Source organism: Aeromonas sp. 97A (genome assembly GCF_051919185.1).
In the GTDB taxonomy this organism is placed as follows: Bacteria; Pseudomonadota; Gammaproteobacteria; order Enterobacterales; family Aeromonadaceae; genus Aeromonas; species Aeromonas veronii.
The window spans coordinates 1,210,450-1,224,206 of record NZ_JBQBFF010000001.1 but is presented as its reverse complement, the minus strand read 5'-3'; the positions used below and the strand labels follow the sequence as shown (position 1 = coordinate 1,224,206).

At 61.6% G+C, this 13,757-nt stretch carries 9 protein-coding genes and 2 pseudogenes; 7 read left to right on the top strand and 4 right to left on the bottom strand.

The features are described 5' to 3' along the window. Window position 1: 1 nt before the first annotated feature. Both ssnA and ygfK read right to left on the bottom strand, forming a co-directional pair. Window positions 2-1,330 (bottom strand): putative aminohydrolase SsnA, encoded by a 1,329-nt coding sequence (gene ssnA / locus ACTG27_RS05555; protein ID WP_439979256.1) that lies wholly within the window; start codon window positions 1,328-1,330, stop codon window positions 2-4. 30 nt (window positions 1,331-1,360) lie between these two features. Next, a complete protein-coding gene (gene ygfK / locus ACTG27_RS05550) occupies window positions 1,361-4,471 on the bottom strand; it encodes a putative selenate reductase subunit YgfK (RefSeq protein WP_439979255.1) in 3,111 nt (1,036 codons plus the stop codon). 136 nt (window positions 4,472-4,607) lie between these two features. On the opposite strand from ygfK, the gene ACTG27_RS05545 reads away from it, so the two are divergent. Then, entirely contained in the window at window positions 4,608-4,835 is a 228-nt protein-coding gene (locus ACTG27_RS05545; RefSeq protein ID WP_152598294.1) for a hypothetical protein, read from the top strand. Window positions 4,836-4,944: 109 nt separating this feature from the next. Here the strand turns inward: ACTG27_RS05545 and mocA are convergent, their stop codons facing one another. Beyond that, window positions 4,945-5,604: a molybdenum cofactor cytidylyltransferase gene (gene mocA, locus ACTG27_RS05540; protein WP_439979253.1), complete on the bottom strand. Its 660-nt coding sequence runs from the start codon at window positions 5,602-5,604 to the stop codon at window positions 4,945-4,947. A gap of 4 nt (window positions 5,605-5,608) precedes the next feature. Here mocA and yqeC point away from each other — a divergent pair, with 4 nt between their 5' ends. Further along, complete coding sequence (gene yqeC / locus ACTG27_RS05535) at window positions 5,609-6,457, top strand: selenium cofactor biosynthesis protein YqeC (RefSeq protein ID WP_139408273.1); 849 nt, start codon at window positions 5,609-5,611, stop codon at window positions 6,455-6,457. Between the two features lie 27 nt (window positions 6,458-6,484). Then, window positions 6,485-8,077: a selenium-dependent molybdenum cofactor biosynthesis protein YqeB gene (gene yqeB, locus ACTG27_RS05530; RefSeq protein ID WP_439979251.1), complete on the top strand. Its 1,593-nt coding sequence runs from the start codon at window positions 6,485-6,487 to the stop codon at window positions 8,075-8,077. A gap of 72 nt (window positions 8,078-8,149) precedes the next feature. Here the strand turns inward: yqeB and ACTG27_RS05525 are convergent. Beyond that, window positions 8,150-9,072 (bottom strand): annotated as a pseudogene (locus ACTG27_RS05525) (DMT family transporter). A 262-nt stretch (window positions 9,073-9,334) separates the two neighbouring features. Here ACTG27_RS05525 and ACTG27_RS05520 point away from each other — a divergent pair. The 4 genes and pseudogenes from ACTG27_RS05520 to ACTG27_RS05505 all read left to right on the top strand — a co-directional run bounded on the left by ACTG27_RS05520 (window position 9,335) and on the right by ACTG27_RS05505 (window position 13,649). Next, window positions 9,335-10,456, top strand: a complete 1,122-nt coding sequence (locus tag ACTG27_RS05520; RefSeq protein WP_439979250.1) for an ABC transporter substrate-binding protein — start codon at window positions 9,335-9,337, stop codon at window positions 10,454-10,456. A 99-nt stretch (window positions 10,457-10,555) separates the two neighbouring features. Beyond that, window positions 10,556-11,607 (top strand): annotated as a pseudogene (locus ACTG27_RS05515) (FecCD family ABC transporter permease). After that, window positions 11,600-12,370: an ABC transporter ATP-binding protein gene (locus ACTG27_RS05510; protein ID WP_439979249.1), complete on the top strand. Its 771-nt coding sequence runs from the start codon at window positions 11,600-11,602 to the stop codon at window positions 12,368-12,370. The pseudogene ACTG27_RS05515 and the gene ACTG27_RS05510 overlap by 8 nt, the downstream one beginning before the upstream one ends. A 55-nt stretch (window positions 12,371-12,425) precedes the next feature. Further along, window positions 12,426-13,649 (top strand): MFS transporter, encoded by a 1,224-nt coding sequence (locus ACTG27_RS05505; protein WP_439979248.1) that lies wholly within the window; start codon window positions 12,426-12,428, stop codon window positions 13,647-13,649. The last annotated feature ends 108 nt before the right edge of the window (window positions 13,650-13,757 follow it).

Below are 13,757 nucleotides of genomic sequence, written 5' to 3'. Positions count from 1 at the left end.
CTTAGGCCAGCTGATCCATCCGTTGCCACAGGCGGCTCGCCACCTTGCTGGCCTGCTCATAAATGGGCGCGACATCGAACGGGAACTCGCGATCCTGATAGACCATGCGCCCCTCCACCATCACGCTGTTGACGCTGTTCGATCCCATGCCGAAGGCGAGATGGCCACCGAGGTTGCGCGGCGCCAGCGGGGTCGGTGCATCGTAGTCGCAAATGGTGAGGTCGGCCTTGTAGCCCGGCTCCAGGCGGCCAAATTTGGCGCCGAAGTTGCGCTCCAGCAGGGTGTTGCCGTTCCAGAGGAAGCGGGCAAAGCTGTCGGGCCAGAGCGCGCCACCGGCATCCTTGTGCTTGAAGTAGGCGAACTTGAGCTCTTCGAGCATGTCGGAGCCGATACCATCGGTGCCAAGTGCCAGATTGCGATACTCCGGCAGGTGCATGTTGTAGCCCACGTGGTTGTTCATGTTGGAGCGGGCGTTATGTACCAGGAAGGCATCGCGGCTGTTGAGCAGCTCGATGTCGGCCGGGCTTAAGTAGATGCCGTGGGCGATCAGGGTCTTGCTGTCGATAAGGCCAAACTCGTCCAGCCGGGCGATGGGCTCCTTGCCGTAGTGGTGGTGACCGTGGGTCATGTCGTAGCGGTCTTCCGCCACATGGATATGCAGACCACGACCGGTGACCTGCACCGCTTCGCGCAGCATGGCCAGCCCCTCGTCAGGTACGGTGAAGGGGGCGTGAGCGCCGATATGGGCCTCCACCAGATAGGGCTCGCTCCCCTTGACTTTGGCCGCATCGATCTGTTGGGCGAACAGGATGTTCTCCTCCACCCCGGCCTGCAGCTCGGCGAGGCCGCTATTGCGATCCGTGGTCTCGAAGCAGGTCATGCCGCGCAGACCCACCTCCACAAACCCTTTGCGCAGCACATTCAGGGAGCCCTTGATGAAGTTGGGCGAGGCGTGGTGGTCGATCACCGCGCTGCAACCGCTCTTGATCGCCTCCAGCGAGCAGATGAGACCGCTGTAGTAGAGGGACTCCTCATCGAGCGCCCGATCGAGCCGCCACCAGAGGTTTTTCAGGGTGGAGATAAAGTCCGGGCAGGGGGCGATGTTGGCCATGATCCCCCGTGACAGGCCTGAGTAGAAGTGGTTGTGGGCACAGACAATGCCCGGCATCACCAGCTTGCCCCCCATCTCCCGATAGTTGGCCTCCGGGTAGAGGGCCCGCAGATTGGGCCCCACCGCTTTGATAAGGGTGCCTTCGATGGCGATATCCACCCCTTCCAGCACCCGGGTCGGCTCCAGCTGGACAGCGGTGACGTTCTTCAGAATAAACATGGTTTGCTCCTTCGCTTATTCGTGGTTCGCTCAGGCCTCGACGGCCCCCAGCAGGTAGTGGTGATGAGCATGGACATGGCTGATGATCCGGCACATGTCGCCAAGGGCTGCTGGCGCATCCTTGATCCGGCTCTGGGCGTCTATGGTCAGGCGATAGGTCTCGCCATCCTGACGCACCCGCAGTTCGCCACCGTCAGCCAGATAGAACCCGGGGTTGCGGCTGTTGTCGAAGTCCTCGGGCAGGCTGAAGATGGTGACCTTGTCCTGATAGGGCTTGCCCTGCCACGGGCAGAACTGGGCGCAGTTGCCACATTCGTTGCAGTAGGCATCCAGGTGCAGGGTCTGGAACTGGTCTTTGAAGCCCGGCACCGCGATGGCGACGTTGGCTCGGTTGGGGCAGACATCCACGCACTTGCTGCAGAGGTAGTTGCACTCGAGGCAACGGTGCGCCTCTTGCGCCACGAAGGCATCACGCTCGTTCTTGTCGACCATGGTGACGGCGATGCTCCCCTTGCGGCGGTAGATCTCATCCTTGCCAGACGGCTGGATGGCTACGTCACTCTGCTGGCTGGCGATATGCTCGCGAGAGAGCACCAGATCCGCGGCGCGGCGGGCACCACTGATGGCACCGACGATGGAGGACGGGCCACTCTGCACGTCACCGATGAGGAAAACGTTGCGACGGCTGGTTTCGCCGGTCTGGCCATCCACCTCGGGCCAGCCATCGCTGCCAAGGGGAATCCCCATCGCTTTGAGCACCTCGCAGTCAGGCTGCTCGCCGATGGCGGTGATCAGGGCATCCATCTGCATCACTTCGGTCTGCTCGGTGGGCACCGGACGGCGGCGGCCCTGCTCGTCAGGATCCCCCAGCGCCATCATCCGCACCGTGAGCTTGCCATCTTTCTCAAAGCGCTCCGGATTGGTGAGGAAGCAGAAACTCACCCCATCCTCCACCGCTTCCAGATACTCCTCGCGATAGGCGGGCATCTCTTTTTCGCTGCGGCGGTAGATAACGGTCACATCGCTGACACCCGGCACCTTGAGGGCGGCGCGGGCGCAGTCCATGGCGGTGTTACCGGCGCCGATCACCGCCACATGGCGGCCGAGCGGCAGCGGTTTGCCCTGATTGAAGCTGCGCAGGAAGTTGAAGGACTTGTAGACCCGATCATGTCCACCTTCGAGGCGCATGCCGCCATTCTTGTCGGCGCCGATGCCGACGAAGACATAGGTAAAGCCCTGGGCGTGCAGCTTGTCGACGGTGAGCGCCGGATCGCAACCAAACTCGAACTTGACCCCGTGGGCGGCGACAAAGTCGATGTCGTGCTGGATAAGCTCGGCCGGGATGCGGAACTCGGGGATAATGTGTTTGACCACGCCACCGGCATCCGCTTCGCGCTCGAACACGGTGACCGGGTGGCCGGCGCGGGCCAGGAAGTAACCGGCGGAGAGACCTGCCGGGCCTGCACCTATTACGGCAACCGGGTGCTTGTCACCGCTGCCTGCCGGTTTGTGCCAGCGGGCCTTGTACCCTTCCCAGCCGCGCTCCAGCGCCACTTTTTTCAGCTCACGGATATTGAGCGGACTGTCGTAGTCGAGACGGGTGCAGTTGTACTGGCACTGGTGATCGCAGATATGGCCGGTGATGGCGGGCAAGGCGTTGCGCTGATAGATCAGCTCTAGCGCAGCGACATACTCCCCCTCGCCCATCAGGCGAATGTACTCGGGGATATCCTGATGCACGGCGCAGGCAGTGACGCAGGGCGCCACGTAGCAGTCGGTCAGCGGCAGGCCACCACCCACTTCGATGCGATCCTCGGACTTCCACTCCTTCTGGGTGTAATCCATGGTGAGCGCCTTGGCGGCAAGCGCTTCCAGCCTGGCCACATCCACCTGACTCATGCCCCAGCTGTCAGAGGCGTCGATCTCTTTGAGGCACTCGATCTGGCGCAGATAGCCACCCGGTTTCAGCAGGTCGGTGGCCATGGTGATGGGACGGATACCGGTCTCGAAGATCTCGGCGATGTTGAACTTGCTGGCACCACCGGAGTAAGAGATGGGCAGCTTGCCATCGAAGGCGCGGGACAGCACGGCGGCCACGTTGATGGAGAGCGGGAACAGCGCACGGCCGGACATATACATCTCATCCCCCGGCAGCGCCCCTTTGCGGTTGATGGTGCCTAGGGTGTTGGTGAGCTTGACCCCGAAGGTGAGCCCCTTCTCGGCGCCCAGCGCCATCAAGCGGGTCAGCATCGCCTTGGCCTGATCCAGCTTGAGGTCGTGATCGAACGACTCTTCGCTCAGACCAATGTAATCAAAGCCGCAGGTATCGAGGATCTCGCGCACCCGCGGGTAGCCCAGCAGGGTCGGGTTCAGTTTGACGAAGGTGTTGAGTCCCTTCTCTTCCAGCATGTAGCGGCAGATGGCCTCAATCTCGTTGGGCGGGCAGCCGTGCATGGTGGAGAGGGTGACGCCGTGCACCAGATTGGCCGGGATGCGATCCACCAGCTGTTGCAGGCGATCGCGCCGCGCCCCCAGTCCCAGCTCGGCGATAAACTGCTCGTCGGCCACCAGCTCGCGCAGCACCTGCTGGTACTCGGCAAATTTCGGACTTTGCCTTGCATCCATCAGACTGTGGATGAACTGCTGCATCGGTGGCTGTTTGATGCCATCGAGGTTGTACCCCACGCTCATGTTGAAGATGAAGGACTTGGCCTCTCCGTCGAGGCGCGGGTCGAACACCTCTTCTAACAGGTAGAGGGCAAACCAGGCTTTAAGATACTCGTCAAACGCCTTGGGCAGGGTGAACTCGGTGGACCACTCGGTGTTGAAGCACTCATCCTCGGCATCGATACAGGGCTTTTCCAGTTCGAGACGGTCCAGGATCTGCACCGTCTTGAGCTCGATAAAGCGCCCGCCGGTCAGCCAGGAGGTGACGATGTTCTGGGCCAACTGGGTATGGGGGCCAGCTGCCGGGCCGATGGGGGTCTCGCAGGTTTCACCGAACACCTTGATCTTGCGCTCGTCCTGCTTGCGATAGAATTGCGCGGCGGGAATACCGAAAATGCTCTGACTCTCTTTATATTCCGCAAAAATACGGGTCAGCAGGTTCTTGAACGGAACGGGTCGCATAATATCGCCCATGGCTATCTCCTTGCAGCTGTTCTGCCCATTGGCAGCATGAATAAATGGGGTATCCCGCACGGGTGTTCCCCCTTGGCAAGGAGAAGAGCAACTATCAGGCCACTCCATCGGCAAAACTATTTTTTAGGGTAAAAGCGTGAGATGGCTCGAATTAATGAAGGCGGTTTGGCATGTTGCCATTATGATTAATGAGAGTGGTTCTCACTCACTTGAAATTTTATTCAAGGCAATGCCAGAGAAAAATGAAAAGTATCAAATCGGCAGCGATAAATATCACTTTGATAGGGTAAAAATCATCCAGCATTATCGCAAGCAAACCCCGGCGAATATGGCCGGGGCTGGCTTAAAAGTCACTGCCATATAAAAGGCGGTTGTCGCTATTTCGGTTTATCCAAAGGCTGCGAGATGACTCGGCGTTACCGCCCCGCTGGCTGCCATTGCACGCAGAGGGAGGTGGGCCCCAACGATGCGACTCAGCCCTGCTCGGTCGTAAACTCGTCGGCAGAACGCAGCTCCAGTTCGCCGCGGATCAGCGCCTGATAGCGCTCGGGGGTATCGATATCAAAGAGGATGGCAGGACTCTCGACCGGTATGGTGCGATAGGGGCGTTGCAGCAGCCAGCGGCGCACCGAACCCTGTGCCGGCGCGGCAGCCAGCGCTCTTGCGAGGGATTTTGGCAGCAAGACCGGATGACCCGCCTCCCCCTCAAAGCTCGGGAACAGGGCGAGCTCTCCGCGCTCCTGCCACAACTGTTGATAGACCTCGCGCGGGATACAGGGCAGATCCCCGTGGCTAATAAAGAGGTAGTCAGCATCGCTGGCCGCCAGGGCGCAGCGGATGGAACTGCCCAGCCCCAACTCATAGTCATGGTTGTGGACGATGAGAATGTCGGGGCGCTTCCCATAACAGGCAGCGAGCTCGGCCCCGCGATGGCCCACGACCAAAATAATCCGGGAACAGAAGGCCAGGGCATTTTTGAGACTTGCATCAAGAATTGTCCCCGAGCCATAAGGTAGCATCATTTTCCATGCCCCCATGCGGGATGACAAACCTGCTGCGGTAATTATACAGTCACACTGTTCACGCCCCCGAGCCTGCACCTTTTCATTCACCTCGCTATTTATTTCGGTCATTGCCATGTCCTTGCCACACTCTGTTATTCACGCGTTTCCGGATATTGGTTCGCTTTTAAATCCACTGCTTGAAAATAGTGACAACCATACCACGCTAATTAGCCTTTGTGGTGCCGGCGGAAAAACCAGCACCCTGTTCTGGCTGGCGGAATATTTTTATCAACAGGGTAAAAGGGTGCTAATTACCACCACCACCCGAATGTTTCTGCCAGCCCCATCACACTATCGGGAATTGATTATCGAGACGGATCCCGTTCGTCAACTTACCCGCTGTCAGACGCTACCGGATGGCCCGGCGCTGGTTGCCCTGTTCAGCCATCTCGACGAGCGCACCGGAAAGGTGGCGGGCCCCACGCCCCAGCAGATTGATCTCATCAAGGGACAGCAGCGCTTCGATCTGATCCTGGTCGAAGCGGATGGCGCCCATCACAAGTTATTGAAAGTGCCCGCTTTGCACGAACCTTGCATTCCCCAAAGCAGTGATTGGGTGATCGCCCTGACGGGCGGCGCCATGGTGGGGGCCAAGGCCGACCCGCAGCAGATCCACCGCTGGGCAGAGCTTCAGGCCCTGTGCGGGATAGAGGCCGGTGACCCCCTCGACTGGGCCCTGTTTCACCAGCTGCTCTCCCACCCCGAGGGGCTGTTCAAGGGCACCCCGGCCAAGGCGCGCCGGATCTGGTTTATCAATGGGGATTATCAAAATGAGGCGTCATGGCTCGATGAATTGATAAAGCTGCATAGCCGCCACCCCGAGATCCATGCCATCTGGCAGGGGGCGGTTCGCGAGCCACAGCCCATTCGCCACGCACTCGGTTACTTCGCTCAGGATGAGGCTCAGCCGCCTCGCCCATGATGGTTTAAGGATAAGAAGAGGTACCTTATGAATCTGTTTTCACACGCAGCCCGACTGGAACAGGAGAACACTCCCTTTGCCATGGCCCAGATCATCGAGAGCCGTGGCTCCACCCCCCGCCATCAGGCCCAGATGCTGGTGATGGCCGATGGCCAGATCCTCGGCACCATCGGCGGCGGCATGATCGAGCGGCTGGTGATCGAGGAAGCGATGGCCGCCATTGCCGAGCGCAAGCCGCGCATCTTCCACGGCCGGATGGCACGCAACGGTGAGCATGCGGTCGGATCGGATTGCGGTGGTGCCATGTCGGTCTATATCGATGTCTATGGTCTGCGACCACGGCTGGTGCTCATTGGTGCCGGCCACGTCAACCGGGCTGTGGCCCATACTGCGGCGCCGCTCGGCTTTGATGTCCATGTAGGGGATTGCTTCGAGGGGAGCCTCAACCCTGACCTCTTCCCCGCCGGTACCCATCTGGTGCAGGCCGATACCATCAGCGCGGTGATCGATAAACTGGCCATCGAGCCCGCCAACTTCGTCATCATCGCCACCAACCATCAGGACAAGGAGGCGCTGGATCGCCTCATCAGCCGTCCCCTCGCCTATCTGGGGCTGCTCGCCAGCAAGCGCAAGGTACAGACCTTCACACAGGCGCTGCGCCAGCAAGGGGTGAGTCAGGAGCAGTTGCAGCGGCTGCACGCCCCCATCGGTTACAACATCGGAGCCGAAACCCCCGAGGAGATCGCCATCAGCATCCTCGCCGAACTGCTGCAAGTGAAAAACGGCAAATCGGGTGGGCTAATGCAGGATGACGTGCGCCTCAAGCGGGATCAGCTGGTGGTGATGCGTGGCTCCGGCGATATCGCCACCGGCGTCGCGTTGCGCCTGCACAATGCCGGCTTCAAGGTGGTGATGCTGGATCTCGACAAGCCCACGGTGATCCGCCGCACCGTCGCCTTCGCTCAAGGGATGTTTGATGGCGAAACCAGTGTCGAGGGTGTGCGCGCCAAGCGGGTCGAGAGCGTTGAGCAAGCGTTCGAGCAGCTGGATAGGGGCATCATTCCGCTGCTGGTTGACCCCGACTGCGCCACCCTCGCCGAGTTCAAGCCCCGCTATCTGGTGGATGCCATCCTCGCCAAGCAGAACCTAGGCACCCACAAGGAGATGGCCCCCATTACGGTAGCCCTCGGCCCGGGGTTTGAGGCGGGGCGCGACTGCGATGCGGTGATCGAGACCAACCGCGGTCACCATCTGGGGCGGGTCATCTATCAGGGCCCCGCCCAGCCCAATACCGGCATTCCCGGGGTGATCGAGGGGCACTCCGCCCGCCGGGTGGTGCGCGCCCCCGCCCCCGGGGTGATGAAGAGCCTGATCAAGCTCGGCGATCTGGTACAGGAAGGGGATGTGATCGCCCATGTAGGTGATACCCCCATTATCGCGCCGCTCTCCGGCATGGTGCGAGGTCTGCTCAGCGATGACATCGAGGTGACCGTCGGCTTCAAGATCGGTGACATCGACCCGCGTGGCGAGCGCGCCGATGCCACCACCGTCTCTGACAAGGCACGCGCCATCGGCGGCGCCGTATTGGAAGCCATGATGCATCTGGCCCAGCGCAGATAAGAGAGTGTTCTTAAAACCAGAAGGGCCCGCCATGATGGCGGGCCTTTTTATATCTCTTCGCTGACAATCGGCTCAGCCGTGCTTGATACGGGTCTCCCCCGCCACCGATACCACGGAGCGCTTGCCCTTGCGGCTAATCACCAACAGCGCCAGTACGATAAGGGCGATGCCGCTCCCCTCCACCGGCCCCGGGTTTTCTCCCAGCAGCCACCAGGAGAGCAGCACGCCGGTTACCGGCACCGCCAGGGTGCTGAGGCTGGCAATCCCCGCCGGCAGCTTTTTCAGCACAAACAGCCAGAGACTCCAGGCGATGGCGGTGGCGAAGATGGCGCTGTAGGCGAGCGCACCAAACACATAGGGCTGCCAGTCGATAGGTCGCTCCGGCACCAGCGCCGCCACCAGTGCCATCACCATGGTGGCGTAGATCATCTGCCAGGTGGTGAGGGACATCAGATCCACCGCGGGGTGGCGGGCATACATCCGCTTGGCGATGATGGCGCTGATCCCCCAGCAGATACCGGAGGCAATCCCCAGCAGCGCACTCTTCATGGAATCCAGGTGCAGTTGCCAGGGCTCGATCACCAGCAGTAGGCCGCAGGCAGCCACCCCGACCCCAGATAATGTAGCTTGCGCATCCGCTCGCCGAGAAAGAGCGCCGCGAAGATCACCACCCAGAACGGCATGGTGTAGCTCAGAATAGCCACCTTGCCCGCCCCGCCGCTGATCAGCGCCCACTGTGCCAACCCCACCATGCCGCAGGTCTGGAACAGGGCGATGGCGAGGGTATAGCGAAACGGGGTGGGTTTGAGATAACGGCGACCGCGCATGGCCAATACCAACAACAAGACCAGAGATCCGCACATGCAGCGCAGGGCGGTGAACTCGAAGGCTCCCGCGTAGAGCATCACCTGCTTCATCACGATCCAGCTGTAACTCCAGATGGCGGTGAGCAGGATCAATCCCACCAGCGCCGCCATATTGATCTTTGTGCTCATTACTCTGCCTTTTTGGCGCCTGTGCGCCTGCATGCCGGGCTAGCCAGCCCCGAAAAGGACCATCTTACTCTTGTGGGGGCCGACAGCCCAAACGTGCACGCCCCCTGAAGAGGGGCGTTGGCGAAGAACCTTGCCAAGGTGGGCCTCGAACGACCAACACGCTATATACGTCCCTTATGTGACCCTTGGTAAAATCGATTGCTATGATTAAACGCAAATGCTAATACTTCTCACCCCAAAATCCGTTCAAGGTTTTCACAAGATGTTTCGTCACCCCCTGGCAAAGTTGCTGCTGCTCGGTCAGCTCGCTCTGATGAGCTGGATGGCGCAGGCAAATCCCCCGATTGAAGTAGAAGATGTGATGGGCCGCAAGGTCTCCCTCAGCCTGCCGGCCAGCCGTATCGTGCTCGGTTTCTATCCCGAGGATTATCTGGCCGTGGCCGGTGAAGGCGGCGCCGATCGGCTGGTGGGCATGTCCCGTGGCTGGTTCGTCAAGTCCCGCCCTGCCATCTGGTCGCTCTATGTCGCCAGCCTGCCGCAACTGGCCAAGGTGCCAGACCTTGGCAATGTGCAGGATCAGAGCTTCTCCATCGAGAAGACCCTGGCGGTCAAGCCCGATCTGGTGATCCTGGCGAAGTGGCAATATGAGGCTCTCGGCCCGGATCTGCCACGCTTCGAACAGGCCGGGATCCCGGTGGTGGTCATCGACTACAACGCCCAGACCCTGGAGCGCCACATGGCGAGCACCTTGCTGCTGGGCAAGGTGACAGGTCAGGAAGCTCGTGCCCAACAGATGGCCGACGAATACAAGACCAAGATTGACATCATCACCTCCCGCGTTGCCAACGCGAAGCGCCAGCCCCCTCGGGTCTATATCGAGCTGGGTGACAAGGGCCCGGCCGAGTACAGCTACACCTATGGCAAGGACATGTGGGGCGCGATGGCCCTGCTGGCCGGGGGTGACAACGTCGCGGCTCCCTTCGTCGAGCGCTGGGGCCCCATCCATCCTGAGCAACTGCTGGCGAGCAAACCCGAGGTCATCCTGATGGCGGGCTACGAGAGCGTGAGCAGCGCAGAGGCGATGCAGGTCGGACAGGAAGTGTCGGCAGAGACCGTGCGCCAGCGCCTACAGGGCTTTGCCGCCCGCCCGGGCTGGAGCGAGTTGCCCGCAGTGCAGCAGGGTCGCCTCTATGCGGTCTATCACGGTGCCACCCGCAGCATCATGGATGCCGCGCTCATCGAGTTCATGGCCAAGGCCCTCTACCCGGATCTGTTCCAGGATCTCGATCCACTGGCCACCTATCAGGGCTTCTACCAGCGCTATCTGCCCATCCGCCCCCAAGGCACCTTTATGCTGGGCATCAGGCAGGGGGACGCAAACTGAATCCGGTCGTTCGTGCTTTGCCTGTCTAGGCAAAGCCCTCTTAATCCCTCTTTCACCCTTGTGGGCGCCTCTCATGGCGCCCGTTTCAGGATTGTCATCATGAATGATTTGGCTGCCCTGCAGCAGACCCTCGCCCGCCAGCGGCAACGGGAGCGCCGTCGCGGGCACTGGCTCCTGCTGCTCACCCTGGTGCTGTGCATTACCCTGGTGCTCGACATCGCCACCGGCCCCTCTCTGCTGCCACTGGGCGAAGTGGTCGATGCCCTGCTCGCCCCCGTCCAGGCCGATCCCATGACCCGCACCATAGTCCATGACATGCGCCTGCCCATCGCCCTGATGGCGCTGGTGGTCGGTGCGGCGCTGGGCCTTGGCGGCGTCCAGATGCAGACTCTGCTGGATAACCCGCTGGCCAGCCCCTACACCCTGGGGCTCGCTGCCGCAGCGGGGCTCGGTGCCGCACTGGCACTCTATACCGGCGGTCTTGGGCTCCCTCCCCTTGTGGCCATTCCGGCTGGCGCCTTCATCCTCTGTATGTTTGCTGCGAGCCTTTTGTTTGGCCTGGCCATGATGCGCCATGTCAGCAGCCAGACCCTGATCCTGGCGGGCATCGCCCTGCTGTTCCTGTTCCAGTCCCTGCTCTCCCTGCTGCAGTTTCTCTCTTCCCCGAGCTCAACCAGCAGATCCTGTTCTGGCTGTTTGGCAGCCTGATGCGCACCACCTGGGACTCCCTGATCATCACCGCCGCCGTTACCCTGATCTGCACCCTGCTCATCTACCGGGATGCCTGGGCCCTCACCAGCCTGCGTTTGGGGGAAGCCCGCGCCCGCAGCCTCGGGGTCAACGTGGACAGGTTGCGCATGAAGACTCTGGTACTGGTCGCCCTGCTCACCGCCACTGCCACCAGTTTCGTCGGTGTCATCGGCTTCGTTGGCCTAGTTGCGCCCCATATCGCTCGCATGTTGGTGGGGGAGGATCAGCGCTTTTTGATCCCGCTCTCGGCCTTGTGCGGCGCCTGCATGCTCTCGGCGGCCTCGGTGCTCTCCAAGTCCATTATTCCGGGGGCTCTCTTTCCCATCGGCATCGTCACCGCCCTGATTGGCGTGCCCTTCTTCATCTGGTTAATCCTCGGCAGAGGGCGTAAACGTGCTTGAAATATCCCGACTCTCCCTTTCCCTCGGCCAGCAGACCCTGCTGCGAGACCTCAGCCTCACCCTGCATCCGGGTCAGGTCCACGTGATCATCGGTCCGAACGGGACCGGCAAGACCTCATTGATGCGCGCCCTGTTTGGTGAACTGACCCCGGATGGCGGCGATATCCGGCTGGGGGGCCAGAGTGCCCGCCAGATGACGCAGGCCAAGTGGCGCCAGCAGTTTGGCTACATGCCCCAGAACATCCAGCTGGAGCTGGACTTGAGCGTCATCGAAGTGGTGGTACTCGGTCGCCTCGACAGCCTCTCCATGCGTCTGGCGGACGAGGACATCCTGGCGGCGGGTCGCGCCCTGCAGGCGCTCGGCATCGCCCATCTGGCTGATCGCCCCCTCTACTCCTTAAGCGGCGGCCAGCGGCAGATGGTACTGTTCGCCCAGGTGCTGCTGCGCGATCCCCGCATCATGATGTTGGACGAGCCGGTCAGCGCCCTGGATCTTCACCACCAGATGCAACTGATGGAGCACCTGTGCCAACAGACCCGCGAGCAGCAGTGGATCACCCTGGTGGTGCTGCACGATCTCAACCTCGCCGCCCAGTTTGCCGATCAGCTGATCGTGCTGGCAGGGGGCGATCTGCTAGCCTTCGGCCCCCCCGCCCGGGTGCTCGACGCGGCCCTCATCGAGCGCCTCTACCATGTGCCGGTGGAGATAAGCCACGATCAGAGCGGCATCCCCTTCCTCAGAACCGTGCGAAAGGCGTCATGACAGAGCGCAGCACAACCCCGGCGGCACCCTCCCGACATGCTAGCGTGAGACGAACATGAACGGCGCCTCCTACTGGCGGGACTGGCAGGGCATGAGCCCGGCGGCCCGCCTGCTTATCACTAACGGGCTGGCCTTCAACCTCGGCTTCTACATGATGATGCCCTTCCTCGCCCAGCACATGGGTAGCGGACTGGGTCTCGCCGGTTGGGCCTGTGGCCTGGTCATGGGGATGCGGGTCTTCAGCCAGCAGGGGCTCTTTCTCTTGGGGGGCACCCTTGGGGATCGCATCGGCTATCACCCCGCCATCGTCTGGGGCTGCCTGGTACGCTCCATAGGCTTCGTGCTGCTCGGCTGGGCCGAGTCCCTGCCCATCCTGCTGCTGGCCGCCGCCCTCACCGGCTTTGCGGGGGCCCTGTTCACCCCTTGCGCCCAGGCGTATCTTGCCAGCGAATGCCACAACCCGAGCCAGCGTCAGCGCGCCTTTGCCCTGCACAATCTCGCCAGCGAGGCGGGCATGCTGCTCGGGCCCCTGGTCGGACTGACACTGACCCAGCAGAGCTATACACTGACCGGCTTGTTGGCGGCGAGTCTGTTCGCCCTGCTCGGCGTGCTGCAATACCGGGTGCTGCCCAAACGCCCGGTGAGCCACCAGAGTCCGCGTGGCGCCATTTTGCGCCAATGGAGAGAGATAGTGCGCCAGCGCCCATTTATCGTGTTTACCCTGCTGGCGGGCAGCTACCAGATCCTGTTCCACCAACTCTATCTCGCCCTGCCCGCCCATATCCAGAGTCTGCCGGACGCCACCCACCTGCTCGGCGGCGTCTTTACCCTCTCGGCGGTGATCGGCGTCCTGCTCCAGCTACCTGCCTCCCGTCTGGTAGAGAGGCGCCTGGGAGTGCCGCTCGCCATGGGGTTGGGTATCGGGATGATGGGCTTGAGCTACCTGGCTCTACCGCTGCTGGCACCTTGGCCGACGGCAGGCGTGTTGACGCAGGTGGCCCTGCTTTCCTTGGGTTCCATCCTCTGCTTCCCGCTCTTTGCCGCCCAACTGCCCCGCTACGCCCCTCCCGAGCAGCTCGGCAGCTACTACGGCTTCTATGCCAGCGCTGGCGGCTGCATGGCGCTCTTTGGCAACCTGTTCATCGGTTTTATGTTGGGGGATGCGGGCAGCCGCCCCGCCACAGCCATCTGGCTGCTGCTGGCGGTGGTTGGTTTGCTCGCCGGTATCGGCCTCTACAGGTTTCTGCCAGCCACAAAACCCGGTCGCCACTCCAACTAGCCCTATTGCCACTCGCACAGCGCGGCTCCTCTGGCCTGCAGAGCACGATCGACAGTGATGATCCGTCATAGCCATCCCAATAAAACTGAGTGTGGAGCCAAGGATCCA

What these genes read in the sequence shown, in the direction of transcription:
- ssnA (WP_439979256.1), bottom strand. Translation starts at nt 1,330, where the DNA reads ATGTTTATTCTGAAGAACGTCACCGCTGTCCAGCTGGAGCCGACCCGG.
- ygfK (WP_439979255.1), bottom strand. Translation starts at nt 4,471, where the DNA reads ATGGGCGATATTATGCGACCCGTTCCGTTCAAGAACCTGCTGACCCGT.
- mocA (WP_439979253.1), bottom strand. Translation starts at nt 5,604, where the DNA reads ATGACCGAAATAAATAGCGAGGTGAATGAAAAGGTGCAGGCTCGGGGG.
- yqeC (WP_139408273.1), top strand. Translation starts at nt 5,609, where the DNA reads ATGTCCTTGCCACACTCTGTTATTCACGCGTTTCCGGATATTGGTTCG.
- yqeB (WP_439979251.1), top strand. Translation starts at nt 6,485, where the DNA reads ATGAATCTGTTTTCACACGCAGCCCGACTGGAACAGGAGAACACTCCC.
- ACTG27_RS05520 (WP_439979250.1), top strand. Translation starts at nt 9,335, where the DNA reads ATGTTTCGTCACCCCCTGGCAAAGTTGCTGCTGCTCGGTCAGCTCGCT.
- ACTG27_RS05505 (WP_439979248.1), top strand. Translation starts at nt 12,426, where the DNA reads ATGAACGGCGCCTCCTACTGGCGGGACTGGCAGGGCATGAGCCCGGCG.